Genomic DNA, 16,046 nt, shown 5'->3' on the forward strand with positions numbered 1-16,046 from the left:
GCTGCAGGTTTTGACCACCCGCGACTTTTCCGCCCTGCCCCTGCCGCCGGCGCTGCTGCGCAACCTCGATCGCCTCGGCTATCGGACGATGACGGCGATCCAGGCACAGAGCCTGCCGCTGATCCTCAAGCGGCACGACCTCATCGCCCAGGCCGACACCGGCAGCGGCAAGACGCTGGCTTTCGCCATCGGCATCCTGCACCGGCTCGATCCCGCCGACTTCGGCACCCAGGCGCTGGTGCTGTGCCCGACCCGCGAGCTGGCCGACCAGGTGGCCAAGGAGTTGCGCCGCATCGCCCGCTTTGCGGACAACATCAAGGTGCTGACGCTCTGCGGCGGCACGCCGATGGGGCCGCAGATCGCCTCGCTCGAACATGGCGCCCACGTTATCGTCGGCACGCCGGGGCGTATCCAGGACCACATGAGCCGCAACAGCATCGACCTCTCCGGCGTGCGCACGCTGGTGCTCGACGAAGCCGATCGCATGGCTGGCATGGGCTTCTTCGACGAGATCAAGGGCATCGTCCGCGCCTGTCCGAAGGAACGGCAGACGCTGCTGTTCTCGGCCACCTATCCCGACGACATGCGCAAGGCCAGTGCCGCCTTCCTCGACCGGCCGCAGGAACTCAAGGTCGATGCCGCGCAGGACGCCACCCGCGTCGAAGAGCGCTTCTACGAAGTTGCCCACGAAAAGCGCAACCACGCCGTCGCCCACCTGCTGGCCCACTTCCGCCCGGAATCGACGCTGGCCTTCTGCAATACCCGCATCCACTGCCGCGAACTGGCCGCCGAGCTGCGCGCGCAGGGCATCTCGGCGCTGGCGCTGCACGGCGAACTGGAGCAGCGCGATCGCGACGAACTGCTGGTGCAGTTCGCCAACCGCAGCTGCTCGGTGCTGGTCGCCACCGACGTCGCCGCGCGCGGTCTCGACATCCGCACTGTCGACGCGGTGATCAATGTCGACATCGCCAAGGACACCGAAATCCACACCCACCGCATCGGCCGCACCGGCCGCGGCGACGAGGTGGGCCTGGCCTTGAGCCTGTGCGCGCCGAGCGAGCGCAAGTGGGTCAAGCTGATCGAGGCCTGGCAGCGCGGCCCGGTGAACTGGTGCGATCTCGCCGGGCTCGAGCCGGCCGCGGGCGAGGCCTTGCAGGCGCCGATGCAGACCCTGCGCATCCTCGCCGGGCGCCGCGACAAGCTGCGCCCGGGCGACCTGCTCGGTGCGCTGACCGGCGTCGCCGGACTGAGCAAGGACCAGGTCGGCCGCATCGACGTCTTCGACGATACCTGCTACGTCGCGCTCGACCGCCACGCCGCCGCGCGCGCGCTGCACAGCCTGGCCGACGCCGGCATCAAGGGCCGGCGCTTCCGCCTGAGCCTGCTGGCGCCGGCCTGACGCCGGCGCCACCCCGCCGGCGCCACCCAAGACCCTCATCGTCTCGCGGTTGAAATGCCGCCGGGGCATCCCGACTATCAATGCACCCAATGCATTCATAAGAGAGGAAACCCCACCATGTATCATCCCGTCAGCATTCCCTTCGGCTGCAAGATGCTTTTCAACGAGGTCAAGCTCAAGCCCGGCGTCACGCTCGAACAGGTCGAGATGGCGCTCGGCGAGATGTGCAACGTCGTCAAGAACACCTACGGCGGCAAGAAGGGCGGCTTCATCGCCGGCCAGGTCTACAAGTTCGCCGGCTTCGTCTCGGACGAGGGGTCGGTCGGCGGCACCGGCCAGACGCAGGACCACATCGCCATCGTGACCTTCTGGAACTCCTTCGAGGAGCACGAGAAGAGCCATGCCGACACGGCGTTCAACGAGAAGTTCTCGGCACTGATAAAGATGTGCAGCGAATCGCGCGAACTCGGCTACGACATGCTGTGGCAGGGCGACCCCGAGCCCGAGGACGTCGCCCGCGCGGCCTGACGGGGCAGGGATGCGGCCGCGGGGCTCAGGCGCCCGGCCGCGACCACATCTGGGCGATCTCGAAGCCCAGCACCACGCACCAGACGGCGATGCTGACGCCGACTGCGGCGGCGGCGATGTCCTTGATCACACCGATTTTCTCGTTGTGCCCCTCTTCGACGAAGTCGCAGAGGGCTTCGACCGCGCTGTTCATCATCTCGGCGAACAGCACCATGCCGGTGGCGACGAGAATCAGCAGGAAATCCAGCGATTCCCTGAATACGAAGGCGGCGGCGAGTACCAGCGCCGACAGCACCAGCTTGTAGGTGACGCTGAAGTCGTAGCGCACCGCGTAGCGCAGCCCAGACCAGACGGTGCGGATCTTGCGCAGCGGGTGGTAGCCGCTGCTGCCGATGCCGAGGAACTTGTGTCTCATCGCATGCTCACTGGAAGAGGCGCGCGGAGCGCGGAGCGATCAGGGCATGGACTGCGAGGACGCCGACCACGCCGACCACGCCGACCACCATGCCGGCGACGACGTCGCTCGGGTAATGCACCTGCAGGTAGAGGCGCGAGAGGCCGATCAGGGCGACGTAGCCGAGCGCTACGGCGGCCATCGCCACCGTTACTTCGCGTCCGCTCGCATGCAAGGCCAGCAGGAGGGTGAGGGCAAAGGCGGTCGCCTGCACCGTATGGCCGCTCGGAAACGAGGCGTCGGCCGGCAGGGGAATGAGGGGGGGAAAGGTGTCGGGGCGCGTGCGATCGCAGGCCAGCTTCAGCGCCCAGCTCGCCAGGCTCGCCGCGAGCGGGCCGAGGCCGAGCAGCAGCGCGGCGGTGCGCTGGCCGTGGCGCCAGGCGAGCCACGCCAGGGCGAGGCTGGCCGGCGCGATCAGCCACAGCGAACCGGCCCAGGTGACCGCCGCGAAGAAGCCGTCGAGCAGCGGCGTGCGCTGGGTGGCCAGCCAGCCGAGCAGGCCGGCGTCGATGCCTTCGATCCAGGCGATCATCGGCCGACCCGCTCAGCCCGCCGCGCGCAGCGCCTCAATGCGCTGCTCCAGCGGCGGGTGGGTCGAGAACAGCGCCATCCAGCCCGCGCGGCCCTTGATGCCGAAGGCCGCGACCTTCTCGGGCAGGTGCGATTCCTCCTGGATCGACTGCAGGCGCTGCAGTGCGGCGATCATCTTGCTGCGGCCGGCCAGCCGCGCGCCGCCGGCGTCGGCGCGGAACTCGCGCTGGCGCGAGAACCACATCACCACGATCGAGGCGAGTATGCCGAAGAGGATCTCGAGCACGATGTGCGTCAGGTAGTAGCCCAGCCCCGGCCCTTCCTGGTTCTTCAGCACCACGCGGTCGACGAAGTAGCCGATGGCGCGCGAGAGGAAGATGACGAAGGTGTTGAGCACGCCCTGGATCAGCGTCAGCGTCACCATGTCGCCGTTGGCGACGTGGGACACTTCGTGGCCGAGCACGGCCTCGGCCTCCTCGCGCGTCATGCGCTCGAGCAGACCGGTGGATACCGCGACCAGCGCGTTGTTGCGGCTCATGCCGGTGGCGAAGGCGTTCACCTCGGGCGACTCGTAGATCGCCACCTCGGGCATGCCGATGCCGGCGGCCTGGGCCTGGCGCTTGACGGTGTCGACCAGCCAGTATTCGGCCGAGTTGCGCGGCACCTCGATGGTCTGCGCGCCGACCGCCATCTTCGCCGACCACTTGGAGATGGCCAGCGAGATGAAGGCGCCGCCGAAGCCGAACACGGCGGCGAACATCAGCAGCGCGCCGAAGTCGATTCCCTGCGCCGTCAAATACTGGTTGATGCCCAGCACGCTGGCGACGACGGACAGGGTCACCACCACTGCGATGTTGGTGACGAGGAAGAGGAAGATGCGTTTCATGGTCTATCTCCTTTCAGGAACAGGGCTTTAGATGCTGTCGCCGGCGGCGGGTTCAATAGCCGCTCCGGTCGTCGGGCGGGTGCGGCGCAAGCTGAGCCAGATCGAGGCGGCGAGGATGACCGCGACCACGCCGAGCGAAACCAGCACCGGGATCTTGAAGAAATCCACGATCAGCATCTTGCCGCCGATGAACATCAGGATCAGCGCCAGCCCGTACTTCAGCAGCACGAAGCGGTCGGCGAAATCGGCGAGCAGGAAGTACATCGCGCGCAAGCCGAGTATGGCGAAGATGTTCGAGGTCAGCACGATGAAGGGGTCGGTCGTGACCGCGAAGATCGCCGGAATGCTGTCGACGGCGAAGATCACGTCGGTGACCTCGACCAGCACCAGCACCAGTAGCAGCGGCGTGGCGTAGCGCACGCCCGCCTGCATCACGAAGAAGCGCTCGCCCTCGAGCGTCGGCGTGATCGGGTAGTGATGGCGGAACCACCTGACCAGCGGGTTGGCCGCGAGGTCGGGCTTGTGCTCGGCGAACCACATCATCTTGATGCCGGTGACCAGCAGGAAGGCGCCGAAGATGTAGAGCAGCCAGTGGAACTGGGTGATCAGCCAGGCGCCGAGGAACACCATGAGGGTGCGCAGGACGATGGCGCCGAGCACGCCGTAGAGCAGCACGCGGCGCTGCAGCGCGATGGGCACGGCGAAGAAGTTGAAGATCATCAGCCAGACGAAGACGTTGTCCACGGCCAGCGACTTCTCGATCAGGTAGCCGGTGAGGAACTCCAGCCCCTTCTGGTTGGCCACCTCGCGGCCGGCGGCGCCGTCGAGATGCCACCAGAGCGCGAGGTTGAACAGCAGCGCCACCGTGACCCACACCGCCGACCAGGCGGCGGCCTCCTTGAGCGAGACGCGGTGCTCCTTGCCGCCCTTGAGCAGCAGCAGGTCGGCGGCGAGCATGACGAGGACGATGGCGAAGAAGCCCGCCCACATCCACCAGGTGCCTATCGTTTCCATGACGTTTCCTCCGGGCAAACAAAAACGGCCTGATCACGAAGGATTCAGACCGTCTTGCATGGTGCGTGCGCGACAAGGCCTGCCCTTCGGCTAGGTCTTGCTTGCAACGCTGGAACCGTTGCCCGGACACCGGGTGAATCTTTCGATTCAGCCGTGATGACGATGTGCCGGCGAGAAGCTACTCCCCTATGGCGGCCAAGATATATATCCCGACAAATACTGTCAACTACTTTTCGGGCGGCACCGACTTGGTACGGCTCCTGTCAGGCTGCACCGATTCGGTGCCTGAAAAGTCGGCACCGGCGAGACGGCGCCAGCCGAAGGCGCTTTCACGTGTGGCACGTGGCTTGCATTTGTTTTTGCCATGATCGAAACGAAAACGAAACAGAGCGGAGTTCCAGAGAAGCCTAATGCCCGCGATAGCGAGCGTTACGCCGAAACCAAATCCACTTGTTGCTACTGCGGCGTCGGCTGCGGCGTCATCATCGAGTCCGACGGCGAGCGCATCACCGGCGTGCGCGGCGACCCCGACCACCCGGCCAACTTCGGCCGCCTGTGCACCAAGGGAGCGACGCTGCACCTTTCCGCAACGCCCGCAACGTTGGCGTTGCGCGCCGCCCATCCGGAGCTGCGCGAATCCAAGGCCGCGCCGAGAAGCCGGCGCTCCTGGGACGCCGCGCTCGACCACGCCGCCGCACGCTTCGCCGCAACAATCCGCGAGCACGGCCCCGACAGCGTCGCCTTCTACGTTTCGGGCCAGCTGCTGACCGAGGACTACTACGTCTTCAACAAGCTCGCCAAGGGCCTGATCGGCACCAACAACATCGACACCAATTCGCGCCTGTGCATGTCGAGCGCGGTCACCGGCTACAAGATGACCCTGGGTGCCGACGCGCCGCCCTGCGCCTACGACGACATCGCGCAGGCCGACTGCCTGTTCATCGCCGGCTCCAACACCGCGTGGGCGCATCCGGTACTGTTCCGCCGCATCGAGGACGCGAAGAAGGCCAATCCCGAACTTAAGATCATCGTCGTCGATCCGCGCCGCACCGACACCGCCGAGGCCGCCGACCTCTTCCTGCCCATCCTCCCCGGCAGCGACATCGCGCTCTACAACGCCATGCTGCACGTGATGCTGTGGGAGGGTCTGGTCGACAATGCCTACATCGCCGCGCACACGGAAGGCTTCGAGGCGCTCAAGGCCATCGTCCGCGACTACACGCCGGCTTTTGCCGCTGACCTCTGCGGCGTGCCGGCAGAGGACATCGTCAAGGCGGCGCAGTGGTTCGGCGCGGCGGGCGCGGCCACGCTCTCACTCTACTGCCAGGGATTGAACCAATCCAGCCACGGCAGCCACAACAACGCCGCGCTGATACACCTGCACCTGGCCACGGGCAAGATCGGCAAGCCGGGCTGCGGTCCCTTCTCGCTCACCGGCCAGCCCAACGCCATGGGTGGGCGCGAGGCCGGCGGCATGGCCACGCTGCTGCCCGGCCACCGCGAGCTCGCCAACCCCGAGCACCGCGCCGAGATCGCCGAACTGTGGGGCGTGGACAGCGTGCCGGAAGCTCCGGGGCTGTCCGCGGTGGAACTGTTCGACGCCGTGCATGCCGGCAAAATCAAGGCGCTGTGGATCGCCTGCACCAACCCGGCGCAGTCCTTGCCCGAGGCCGACAAGGTGCGCGAGGCGCTGGCGCGCTGCGATTTCGTCGTGGTGCAGGAGGCCTATGCAGACACCGACACCGCCGAGTTCGCCGACCTGCTGCTGCCGGCGTCGAGCTGGGGCGAGAAGGAAGGCACGGTGACCAATTCCGAGCGGCGGATCTCGCGGGTGCTTGCCGCGTCTGCCGCACCCGGCGAGGCGCGCGCCGACTGGGACATCGCCGCCGATTTTTCCCGCCGTCTCGGCATCGCCCTGGGCCGTGCGCAACAGGCCGCGGCGATGTTCCCCTACGTTCGATCCGAGCAGATTTTCATCGACCATGCCGAGACGACGCGCGGCCGCGACCTCGACATCACGGGCCTGTCCTATGCGCGACTGGAAAACCAGGGACCGCAGCAATGGCCCTGCCCCACAGGTGCGGCCAGCGGTAGGACGCGGCTCTACGTGGACGGCGTCTTTCCGACGCCCTCGGGCCGCGCGCGCTTCGTCGCGGTCAAGCACCAGCCCACGGCCGAAGCCATCGACGCGCGTTATCCGCTGCGCCTCACCACCGGCCGCCTGCGCGACCAGTGGCACGGCATGAGCCGCACAGGCACGGTGGCGCGGCTCTACAGCCACGAACCCGAGCCGGTGCTCGAGCTCAACGCCAAGGACATGGAACGGCGCCAGCTCAAGGACGGCGACCTGGTGCGGGCGAAGAGCCGGCGCGGCGGCATCGCCCTGCGCGTGCGCGCATCGGACACCCTGCGCACCGGCCAGGTCTTTCTGCCCATGCACTGGGGCCGCCGCTTCATGGACAGCGCCGGCGCCAATGCCCTGACCATCGCCGCCTTCGATCCCTACTCCAAGCAGCCCGAGCTCAAGCATGCGGCGATCCAGGTCGAGAAGCTGTCGGTGCCGTGGCGGCTGTCTGTCTTGAAAAAAGTCGGCGCTGGCGGGACGGCGATCATGCGCTCGCTGCAACCCTGGCTCGCCCGCTTCACCCACGCCACGCTGACGCTGGCCGGCCGCGACGATCCGGTGGTCGTCTTCAACGCCTGGGGCGAGCCGCTGCCCGCCGCGGATCTGGCCGAACTTGACCGCCTGCTCGGCCTCGATGATCCGCTGACCCTGCGCTTCGACGATGCCCGCCGCAACATCCAGAAGCGCGCGCTGATCGAGGACGGCGAACTCGTCGCCGTACGCCTCGCCGGCGAAACCGCCGCCGCCGGCTGGCTCAAGGACATGATGACCGGCAAGGCGCCGCTCGAACCCGTGCGCCGCTGGCTGCTCGCCCCGCTGGCCGAGCCGCCGGCCGGCGGCAGCGCGCGCGGCCGGGTCGTCTGCAACTGCTTCGATGTGTCCGAGGCCGAGATCGTCGCCGACTACCGCGCCGGCCTCGACCTCGCCGCACTGCAGGAGAAGCGGCAATGCGGTACCTCCTGCGGTTCCTGCCTGCCGGAACTCAAGCGACTGCAGGGACTGGCGAAGCAGGCAGCCTGATTGACCTGAATCATTCCGCGGCGGCGGCGCGTGGGCGAAAGTATGATGCTTTCCGCCCAGCCCATCGCCCGAGGTCAATCCCATGCAGTCCGGCCCCAGAGAGATCGTCACCCCCTTCCGCCCCATTCCGCTCGACGTGCCGGAGGGGATGAAGCCCAACGAGTTCTTCAACAGCACCGAGAACCTCAACGACCTCGTCCACAACAACGGCCTGCTCGCCAACCCCGAAGGCCTGATCCTCTACCGCAAGGCGCTCGGCCACAGCAACGTCTTCGACGCCTCGATCATCTACAACACCTCGCAAAGCATCCTCGACCCGCTGGGCCGGCCGGTGCGGCGCACCCAGGTGCCGGAGCCGGTGAAGAACGTCTGGAACCGAATGAACCAGATCATCATCGAGTTCATGCTGGAAAAGTATCCCGACCCCGCCGCCCACCTGGTGCTGGCCGGCGAAGCCAGCCTCGACGCGACCTGGCCGCTGACCTCGCCCGGCGTGCCGAGCATCCGCATGCTGCACAACCATTTCATCGTCTTCGACAAGCCCGCCCTGGCCGCCGCGCCGCTGGCCGACACCAACAACCCCAACCTCACCGACGGCGGCCAGCACTCGCTGTTCCAGGCCCATATGCGCGAGGTCTATCGCAATTTCTTCGACGGCCTCGACCTCAAGATCCTCAAGCCCTGCGAGTCGGGCGCCTGTCGCCTGGCGCTGACCGGCTACCCGCAGGGCCTGCCGAGCTGGGGCGTCCTGGGCGGCGCGGCGGCGCTCAGGGAAGTGCAGTTCTGGCGGGAATACGACATCATCCTCAAGGGCTTCATCGATTTCTATCGCACCTTCTTCACACAGGTGAGCACGCGCAACGCGCCGCTGCCGCGCGACATCCACTTCCCCGCGCTGGTCGAGGAAAAGCTGCTGTTCAACAACGATTTCCTCACGGCCGCGAAGATGGTGCGCGACCGCTGCATCCACGACGCCAAGTACGCCAACGCCATCCGCTGGCAGCCGGCCTTCAAGCAGCTGATCTACCGCAACGACCAGGGACAGCTGATCGTCACCATCAGCCAGAACTCCATCGGCAACGCCATCACCGAGCTGCTCGGCGTGGTGGTCAAGCGCACCCCCGATGCCGACGCCTACGGCCGCGCCGAGCCGGCGCTGATCGAGCAGCTGCTCGAGGTGCGCCGCAGACTGGTGGAAGCCGATCTCGGCGAAGGCATCGCTACGGCGCAGTGGGCCGCGGCTTGATGCCGTAGCCGATGGTCGCGTTCCGCGCGGGGCGGTTACTCAAACATGTCGTTGGACGTTCGCTTCAAAAAGGCTGGGCTTCCGTAGCCAGCCAGAAGCGGCCTTTCGATTGACCGTCACAAGCGCCCGATGTGATGGAGATCACCTTTCCGGCAGCAGAATGATAAAGTTTTGATGAATATCCAGCATGCAGGCATCTATTGGCTCACATAGTGAGCTACTTCAGCGTCAGAATGGGCATGGTAGATAGGGATAGCTAACATGACTATGCACAACGAATGCAAGAAGCGATTCTGGGTTTGGGTGACATCCAAATCTTATTATGAGGACGAAGACGGCAATGATCCTGCCTACCTCGATCCCAAGTTGGACCCAACTGAACGATCCGACGATTGGTGGACGTGTCACAAGGACACCAAGGCGGGAGATCTTATTCTTCTGTACCGGAGTCGACCGAAGTCCGATCTTGCCTTCCTTATGGAGGCGCGTTCGGGCGCAACGATTTGGCGATCATCTCCGCCCGGAACGCCAACCAAGGCGCAGTACCAAAAGAGGGTTGAAGACCTTTTCGCCAATCCAACAAATAGTACCTATGCAAAGCGCTATAGCGATCTTGAGGCGCATGCGGAGCAAGCTGGAATAACGATCGATGACGTATTTTCATGGACTGACGATGCGGTACCGGAGAAGCATACAAAGCTCTGGAAGGAGCATTGCCAATTGGGGAATGACATAGCTACTGCTCTCGGAATTGATCCAAATCAGACATTGGCTGGGGAGTGGGAAGGATCGTGGGTTTGTGACTACATGCCGCGATTCAAGTTGGCAAACCCAATTCCACGCGCCGACCTCAAGGCAGACCCATATCTGTTAGAACACTGGCCAGCGCTACGTGGGAACTTTCAGCAGCGGGTATATGAGATACCAGAAGAGGTCTGGGGTTACTTGGTGGGCATCCTCGCCAAGACGAATCCCGGATTCAAATCGACCGTCAATCGTTTGATGCCGGAGGGGGCATCGCAAGACATTATTTCCGAAAAAGAGCTGGAGGATGATCTCGTAGAAAACCTTGGCAAGTTGGCGCCAGACTTCAATGTTGGGCTGTTTCAAGGTGGAGATGGCACCACGGGGCGCCAATACGCATGCTCTTGGGGTAGCGGGCAAATGGGGTTCATGGACCTCCTCTGTGTCGACCGACGCAATGGCAGCTTCTTGGTAATCGAATTGAAGGTTATACGAGCTGGGCTACCGGCGTTTTCTCAGTTGCGCAGTTACATTGGCTGGGTCAAAGAGCACCTCGCGCATGGAAAGCCGGTACGCGGACTGCTGATTAGCGACGGATTCGACGAAAAGTTCCGGTACGCAGCTAGTGAGAGCGGTGACATCTCGGTGCTCGAACTAGCTGAGGTTCGTGCAAGGTTGCAGCGAAAATGATTGCGCCGTCGCGAAGAAATTCACTTAGAAGCATGACTCGAGCATGACTCGAAAAGTCCCTGAAGCAGTTCCAATTCAGACCGAATCGCTCCCGGATTTCTTGACACTGCCGAACGTCTGGATTGGAGCAATGCAATTGGCCGCTTTGGGTTGCGGATACAGATTCATGATCGGTATAGCAGACATCGGCAAACCGCCACGGGTTCTCCGTGATCGGCGGTTCACAGCCGATGATGCGAACGTCCGCGGCAGTCAGTCCTCGTCCTGATCCCAGTAGCCCGCTTCGCGTTGATGCCGAATGGCAAGAACTAGGATGGCGTCGTGATCTTCTTCGAAGCTGTAGAGGGCGACGTAACCGGTTCGGCCGCGGGATATCACCAGCTCGCGCAATTGATGCTCGACGGGACGACCGATCAACGGATGGCGTCGTAATAATCCGACGGTTTCTTCTATCAATCCAATCGTTTCCGCCGCCGCCGATCGATCGCTCCCGGCCAGGAAGTCGGTCAGCCTTTCAAGATCGGCAAGCGCCCGTTCCGAATAGATCAGCCTCGCCAAGATCTGGCCTTAGGCTTGGCTGATTTCTTGCCGGCAACGCGCGCCTTGAGATGGGCGTGAACCTCGTCGGCGTCGTAACCCTTGCCGGTCTTCAGCATTTGTTCCCGTGCCGCCTGGGCCTCTGCCACGAAGCCGGCCCGCCGCTCGGCGGCCGTTGCCGCCTGCTCGATGGCATGGACCATGAACGCATGCGGCGACACGCCTTGATTCTGCGCTGCCGCAACGGCCCTTTGCTTGAGTTCGTCCGGAAGTTTCAACGACGTGGTGGACATGCCGGTCACCTTTTGCTGTGAAGTAGCACTAGGGTAACACCCTCAGTCCGTGCGTCGCAAGCCGGACCAAGCGGCGTAGCTGGGCTCAGCCCAGCTTCAGCCAGACCTCGCCGCCTTCCAGCTTCACCGCGAAGGACTTGCTGCAGCCCTTGTCGGGCGCGACGGCTTCGCCGTCCTCGAGCTGAATTTTCCAGCTGTGCATCGGGCAGGTGACGACCTTGCCGGCGACGATGCCCTGCGACAGCGGCCCGCCCTTGTGCGGGCACTTGTCGTGCAGCGCGAAGATCTCGTCGGCCGCGGTGCGGAACACCGCGATGTCGCCTTTCGCCGATTTGACAACGCGGCTGCCCTGCTGGGGGATTTCGTCGAGCGCGCAGAGGCGCTTCCATTCGGTTTTCATGGCTGTCTCTATCGCGCCCATCAGGCGATCTCCAGGATTTCATATTCCTTGCGCTTGACCGGCTTGGCCACCGCCTCGCCCCACGGGTCCTCGTAGTCCTGCAGCGCGAACAGCAGGCGCTCGTGCAGTTCCTTGCGCCGTGGCGCATTCTCGACCACGATCTTCTTGACGTGCTCGAGGCCGACGCGGGCGACGTAGTGGCAGGTGCGCTCGAGGTAGTAGGCCTCCTCGCGGTAGAGCTGGAGGAAGGCGGCCGAGTATTCCATGACCTCCTCGTCCGACTTCACCTTGCACAGGAACATCGCCACCTCGGTCTTGATGCCGCCGTTGCCGGCGACGTAGAGTTCGTAGCCGGAATCGACGCCGATCACGCCGACGTCCTTGATGCCGGCCTCGGCGCAGTTGCGCGGACAACCACTGACCGCGAGCTTGACCTTGTGCGGCGCCCACATGCCGAACAGCATCTTCTCCAGCTTGACGCCCATGCTCATCGACAGCTGGGTGCCGAAGCGGCAGTGTTCGGCGCCGACGCAGGTCTTCACCGTGCGGATCGACTTGCCGTAGGCGTGGCCCGACACCAGGCCGCCCTTGCCGAGGTCGGCCCAGACCGCGGGCAGCTTGTCCTTGGGAATGCCGAGCAGGTCGATGCGCGCGCCGCCGGTCATCTTCACCGTCGGCACCTCGTACTTTTCGGCCACGTCGGCGATCACGCGCAGCTCGGCCGGCGTGGTCAGGCCGCCCCACATGCGCGGGATCACCGAGTAGGTGCCGTCGCGCTGGATGTTGGCGTGGGCGCGCTCGTTGATGAAGCGCGATTGCGGATCGTCCTTGGCCTCGTGCGGCCAGGTCGAGATCAGGTAGTAGTTGAGCGCCGGGCGGCATGACGCGCAGCCGTTGGGCGTCTTCCACTCCATGAAGTGCATCACCTCGGGAATGGTCAGCAGATGCTGCTCGCGAATTGCCGCGCGCACGGCGCCGTGCGGGTGCTCGGTGCAGCCGCAGACCGGCTTGTCCTTGGTGTCGGCTGGTTGGTAGGCGCCGCCGACGGTCGAGGCGAGGATCTGCTCGACCAGGCCGGTGCAGGAGCCGCACGAAGACGACGCCTTGGTGTGCTTCCTCACGTCGTCGATGGTGAACAGGCCGTGGGTCTTGATCGCCTTGACGATGTCGCCCTTGCACACGCCGTTGCAGCCGCAGACCTCGGCGGTGTCGGGCATGGCCGCCGCCTTCGATTGCCCGGCATGGCCGACGTCGCCGACGTGGTGCGAACCGAACATCAGGTGGTCGCGGATCTCGGCGACGTTCTGCTTGTCCTTGAGCAGCTGGAAATACCAGGCGCCGTCGGCGGTGTCGCCGTAGAGCACGGCGCCGACGAGGGTGTCGTCCTTGAGCACCAGCTTCTTGTACACGCCGCCGGCCGGATCGTGCAGCACGATCTCGTCGACATTCTCGCCGCCCATGAAGTCGCCGGCCGAAAACACGTCGATGCCGGTGACCTTGAGCTTGGTCGAGGTCACCGAGCCCTGGTAGCGGCCGATGCCGTGCATGGCGAGGTGGTTGGCGCAGACCTTGGCCTGCTCGAACAGCGGCGCCACCAGGCCATAGGCGATGCCGCGGTGGGCGACGCATTCGCCGACGGCGTAGACCTTCGGGTCGAAGGTCTGCAGCGTGTCGTTGACCACGATGCCGCGGTTGCAGTGGATGCCGGCCGATTCGGCGAGCTGGGTGCTGGGGCGGATGCCGACCGCCATCACCACTAGCTCGGCGGGAATGGATTCGCCGTCCTTGAATTTGATCGCCGCGACGCGGCCGCTCTCGCCGCCGACGAGCTCCGCCGTCTGCTTGCCGAGCAGGAACTTGAGGCCCTTGGCTTCGAGCGACTTCTGCAGCAGGTCGGCGGCGGTCTTGTCGAGCTGGCGCTCCATGATCCAGTCGGCGAGGTGCACCACGGTCACGTCCATGCCGCGCAGCTTGAGGCCGTTGGCGGCTTCGAGGCCGAGCAGACCGGCGCCGATCACCACGGCGTGCTTGTGATGCCGGGCCGCGTCGATCATCGCCTCGGTGTCGGCGATGTCGCGGTAGGCGATGACGCCTTCGAGGTCCTTGCCCGGCACCGGCAGGATGAAGGGCGAGGAGCCGGTGGCGAGCAGCAGGCGGTCGTACTCGGCCTCGGTGCCGTCGGCGGCGATGACCTTGCGCTTGACGCGGTCGATCTTCGTCACCGTCTTGCCGGCGTGCAGGGTGATGTCGTTGGCCTCGTACCAGGCGAGGTCGTTGAGCACGATGTCGGGCAGCGTCATCTCGCCCGCCAGCACCGGCGAGAGCAGGATGCGGTTGTAGTTGGGATGCGGCTCGGCGCCGAACACGGTGATGTCGTACATGTCCGGCGCGAGCTTGATGAGTTCCTCGAGCGTGCGGCAGCCGGCCATGCCGTTGCCGATCATCACGAGCTTGAGCTTCTTCATGATTAGGCAGCCTTCTTCAGTTGCTTGCGATAGAGGAACTCGAACACCGCGGCGCGGTATTCGCCGAAAGCCGGGTCGTGGGCCAGCGCGAGGCGATCGCGCGGACGCTCGAGCTTGACCTCGAGGATCTCGCCGATGGTCGCGGCCGGGCCGTTGGTCATCATCACGATGCGGTCGGACAGCAGCACCGCCTCGTCGACGTCGTGGGTCACCATAACCACCGTCGCGCCGGTCTTGGCCATGACGCCGTTGAGTTCGTCCTGCAGCGCGGCGCGGGTCAGGGCGTCGAGCGCGCCGAAGGGCTCGTCCATCAGCAGGATCTTCGGTTCCATGGCGAAGGCGCGGGCGATGCCGATGCGCTGCTTCATGCCGCCGGAGATTTCGTGCGGATACTTGTGCATGGCGTGCTCCATGTGCACCATCGCCAGCGCTTCCTCGACGCGCGACTTCAGCTTGGGCTTGCCCTCCTTGCGGCCGAACACCTGCTCGACCCCGAGCATGACGTTCTCGAAGCAGGTCATCCACGGCAGCAGCGAATGGTTCTGGAACACCACCGCGCGCTCCGGCCCGGGGCCGGGAATCTCGCGGTCCTCGCACAGCAGCACGCCGGTGGAAGGCAGCGTCAGCCCGGCGATGAGGTTGAGCAGCGTGCTCTTGCCGCAGCCGGAGTGGCCGATCAGCGAGACCACTTCGCCCTTGCTGATTTCGAGGTCGATGTCGCGCAGCGCGGTGAAGCGCCCGCTCTTGGTGTTGAAGCTCTGGCCGACTCTTTCGATTTTGACGAGTGCGTTCATGACGGTTTCCTTAGCGTGACTCGTAGCTGAAGCGCTTGGCGAGGAACAGCAGCATCTGTTCGAGGATCAGGCCGACGATGCCGATGACGAAGATGGCGATCACGATGTGCTCGACCTTGAGGTTGTTCCACTCGTCCCACACCCAGAAGCCGATGCCGACGCCGCCGGTGAGCATTTCCGCGGCGACGATCACCAGCCAGGCGGTGCCGATCGACAGGCGGATGCCGGTGAGCATGTAGGGCAGCACGGCGGGGAAGAGGATGCGGGTGATCACCTTGGTTTCGGGCAGGCCGAGCACGCGGGCGACGTTGAGGTAGTCCTGCGGCACGCGGCGCACGCCCTCGGCGGTGTTGAGGATCATCGGCCAGATGGAGCAGATGAAAATCGTCCACGTCGCGGCCGGGTCGGCCTTCTTGAACACCAGCAGGCCGATCGGCAGCCACGCCAGCGGACTGACCGGGCGCAGCAGGCTGATGATCGGGTCGAGCATGCGGTTCATGAAGTTGAAGCGGCCGAGCAGGAAGCCCATGGGGATGCCGATGGCCGCCGCCACGCCGAATCCGATGCCGACACGCTGCAGCGAGGCCAGCACGTTCCAGCCGATGCCCTGGTCGTTGGGGCCGTTGCGATAGAAGGGATCGGCGAAGAGCTTGACCGCAGCGACCCAGGTTTGGCCGGGGCCGGGTATGGCGCCGGCCTTCATCGCCACCAGCGCCCAGATGCCGAGCAGCAGCCCGAAGCCGAAGACCGGCGGAATCACGTTGCGCAGGACATCGCGCAGCCGCCCGGCGGCCTCATGGTGGCTGACGGGTGGCGGGGGGGCAGGTTCGGCGGCGGCGGCCACAGATCGCGGCGGGGCCGTCGCCGCGGCCACGACAGGCTTCAATGCGACAACAGTGCTCATTTCATTCTCCTTCACG

The 16,046-nt window shown here is 65.1% G+C and carries 15 protein-coding genes; 5 read left to right on the forward strand and 10 right to left on the reverse strand.

Annotated features, from left to right (window positions below; genetic code table 11):
- The first annotated feature begins 10 nt into the window (after nucleotides 1-10).
- Both dbpA and EJE94_RS03705 read left to right on the forward strand, forming a co-directional pair.
- Nucleotides 11-1,399, forward strand: coding sequence for an ATP-dependent RNA helicase DbpA (gene dbpA, locus EJE94_RS03700; RefSeq protein WP_121240120.1), 1,389 nt, complete (start codon nucleotides 11-13; stop codon nucleotides 1,397-1,399).
- Between the two features lie 117 nt (nucleotides 1,400-1,516).
- Nucleotides 1,517-1,927 carry a hypothetical protein gene (locus EJE94_RS03705; RefSeq protein ID WP_121240121.1) on the forward strand — a complete coding sequence of 137 codons (411 nt, stop codon included), beginning with the start codon at nucleotides 1,517-1,519 and terminating at the stop codon, nucleotides 1,925-1,927.
- Nucleotides 1,928-1,952: 25 nt separating this feature from the next.
- Here EJE94_RS03705 and EJE94_RS03710 read toward each other — a convergent pair whose 3' ends face one another.
- From EJE94_RS03710 to EJE94_RS03725, 4 genes are read right to left on the reverse strand one after another with little or no spacing between them, the layout of a single operon-like run.
- Nucleotides 1,953-2,342: a diacylglycerol kinase gene (locus tag EJE94_RS03710; protein WP_121240122.1), complete on the reverse strand. Its 390-nt coding sequence runs from the start codon at nucleotides 2,340-2,342 to the stop codon at nucleotides 1,953-1,955.
- 7 nt (nucleotides 2,343-2,349) lie between these two features.
- Complete coding sequence (locus tag EJE94_RS03715) at nucleotides 2,350-2,913, reverse strand: phosphatase PAP2 family protein (RefSeq protein ID WP_121240123.1); 564 nt, start codon at nucleotides 2,911-2,913, stop codon at nucleotides 2,350-2,352.
- 12 nt (nucleotides 2,914-2,925) lie between these two features.
- Nucleotides 2,926-3,798, reverse strand: a complete 873-nt coding sequence (htpX, locus tag EJE94_RS03720) for a protease HtpX (protein WP_121240124.1) — start codon at nucleotides 3,796-3,798, stop codon at nucleotides 2,926-2,928.
- A gap of 27 nt (nucleotides 3,799-3,825) precedes the next feature.
- Nucleotides 3,826-4,812, reverse strand: a complete 987-nt coding sequence (locus EJE94_RS03725; protein WP_121240125.1) for a TerC family protein — start codon at nucleotides 4,810-4,812, stop codon at nucleotides 3,826-3,828.
- Nucleotides 4,813-5,176: 364 nt separating this feature from the next.
- Here EJE94_RS03725 and EJE94_RS03730 point away from each other — a divergent pair, with 364 nt between their 5' ends.
- From EJE94_RS03730 to EJE94_RS03740, 3 genes are all read left to right on the forward strand, one after another.
- Nucleotides 5,177-7,957: a nitrate reductase gene (locus EJE94_RS03730; RefSeq protein WP_121240126.1), complete on the forward strand. Its 2,781-nt coding sequence runs from the start codon at nucleotides 5,177-5,179 to the stop codon at nucleotides 7,955-7,957.
- 82 nt (nucleotides 7,958-8,039) lie between these two features.
- Entirely contained in the window at nucleotides 8,040-9,203 is a 1,164-nt protein-coding gene (locus tag EJE94_RS03735; RefSeq protein ID WP_121240127.1) for a hypothetical protein, read from the forward strand.
- A gap of 261 nt (nucleotides 9,204-9,464) precedes the next feature.
- The gene (locus tag EJE94_RS03740; protein WP_121240128.1) at nucleotides 9,465-10,637 is read left to right on the forward strand and encodes an endonuclease NucS domain-containing protein; all 1,173 of its coding nucleotides are present in this window, start codon (nucleotides 9,465-9,467) and stop codon (nucleotides 10,635-10,637) included.
- 252 nt (nucleotides 10,638-10,889) lie between these two features.
- Here EJE94_RS03740 and EJE94_RS03745 read toward each other — a convergent pair whose 3' ends face one another.
- From EJE94_RS03745 to ntrB, 6 genes are all read right to left on the reverse strand, one after another.
- Nucleotides 10,890-11,195 carry a type II toxin-antitoxin system RelE/ParE family toxin gene (locus EJE94_RS03745; RefSeq protein WP_121240129.1) on the reverse strand — a complete coding sequence of 102 codons (306 nt, stop codon included), beginning with the start codon at nucleotides 11,193-11,195 and terminating at the stop codon, nucleotides 10,890-10,892.
- Nucleotides 11,183-11,467, reverse strand: coding sequence for a YlcI/YnfO family protein (locus EJE94_RS03750; protein WP_121240130.1), 285 nt, complete (start codon nucleotides 11,465-11,467; stop codon nucleotides 11,183-11,185). Before EJE94_RS03750 ends, EJE94_RS03745 begins: the two co-directional genes overlap by 13 nt.
- Nucleotides 11,468-11,552: 85 nt before the next feature.
- A complete protein-coding gene (nirD, locus tag EJE94_RS03755; protein ID WP_121240610.1) occupies nucleotides 11,553-11,867 on the reverse strand; it encodes a nitrite reductase small subunit NirD in 315 nt (104 codons plus the stop codon).
- Nucleotides 11,868-11,887: 20 nt separating this feature from the next.
- On the reverse strand, nucleotides 11,888-14,332 hold the full coding sequence (gene nirB, locus EJE94_RS03760; RefSeq protein ID WP_121240131.1) for a nitrite reductase large subunit NirB: 2,445 nt from the start codon (nucleotides 14,330-14,332) through the stop codon (nucleotides 11,888-11,890).
- A gap of 2 nt (nucleotides 14,333-14,334) precedes the next feature.
- On the reverse strand, nucleotides 14,335-15,126 hold the full coding sequence (locus EJE94_RS03765) for an ABC transporter ATP-binding protein (RefSeq protein ID WP_121240132.1): 792 nt from the start codon (nucleotides 15,124-15,126) through the stop codon (nucleotides 14,335-14,337).
- Between the two features lie 10 nt (nucleotides 15,127-15,136).
- Nucleotides 15,137-16,030 carry a nitrate ABC transporter permease gene (gene ntrB / locus EJE94_RS03770; protein ID WP_121240133.1) on the reverse strand — a complete coding sequence of 298 codons (894 nt, stop codon included), beginning with the start codon at nucleotides 16,028-16,030 and terminating at the stop codon, nucleotides 15,137-15,139.
- Between the last annotated feature and the right edge of the window lie 16 nt (nucleotides 16,031-16,046).

Source organism: Sulfurisoma sediminicola, assembly GCF_003865015.1.
Classification (GTDB): Bacteria; Pseudomonadota; Gammaproteobacteria; order Burkholderiales; family Rhodocyclaceae; genus Sulfurisoma; species Sulfurisoma sediminicola.

What these genes read in the sequence shown, in the direction of transcription:
- EJE94_RS03705 (WP_121240121.1), top strand. Translation starts at nt 1,517, where the DNA reads ATGTATCATCCCGTCAGCATTCCCTTCGGCTGCAAGATGCTTTTCAAC.
- EJE94_RS03710 (WP_121240122.1), bottom strand. Translation starts at nt 2,342, where the DNA reads ATGAGACACAAGTTCCTCGGCATCGGCAGCAGCGGCTACCACCCGCTG.
- EJE94_RS03715 (WP_121240123.1), bottom strand. Translation starts at nt 2,913, where the DNA reads ATGATCGCCTGGATCGAAGGCATCGACGCCGGCCTGCTCGGCTGGCTG.
- htpX (WP_121240124.1), bottom strand. Translation starts at nt 3,798, where the DNA reads ATGAAACGCATCTTCCTCTTCCTCGTCACCAACATCGCAGTGGTGGTG.
- EJE94_RS03725 (WP_121240125.1), bottom strand. Translation starts at nt 4,812, where the DNA reads ATGGAAACGATAGGCACCTGGTGGATGTGGGCGGGCTTCTTCGCCATC.
- EJE94_RS03730 (WP_121240126.1), top strand. Translation starts at nt 5,177, where the DNA reads ATGATCGAAACGAAAACGAAACAGAGCGGAGTTCCAGAGAAGCCTAAT.
- EJE94_RS03735 (WP_121240127.1), top strand. Translation starts at nt 8,040, where the DNA reads ATGCAGTCCGGCCCCAGAGAGATCGTCACCCCCTTCCGCCCCATTCCG.
- EJE94_RS03740 (WP_121240128.1), top strand. Translation starts at nt 9,465, where the DNA reads ATGACTATGCACAACGAATGCAAGAAGCGATTCTGGGTTTGGGTGACA.
- EJE94_RS03750 (WP_121240130.1), bottom strand. Translation starts at nt 11,467, where the DNA reads ATGTCCACCACGTCGTTGAAACTTCCGGACGAACTCAAGCAAAGGGCC.
- nirD (WP_121240610.1), bottom strand. Translation starts at nt 11,867, where the DNA reads ATGAAAACCGAATGGAAGCGCCTCTGCGCGCTCGACGAAATCCCCCAG.
- nirB (WP_121240131.1), bottom strand. Translation starts at nt 14,332, where the DNA reads ATGAAGAAGCTCAAGCTCGTGATGATCGGCAACGGCATGGCCGGCTGC.
- EJE94_RS03765 (WP_121240132.1), bottom strand. Translation starts at nt 15,126, where the DNA reads ATGAACGCACTCGTCAAAATCGAAAGAGTCGGCCAGAGCTTCAACACC.
- ntrB (WP_121240133.1), bottom strand. Translation starts at nt 16,030, where the DNA reads ATGAGCACTGTTGTCGCATTGAAGCCTGTCGTGGCCGCGGCGACGGCC.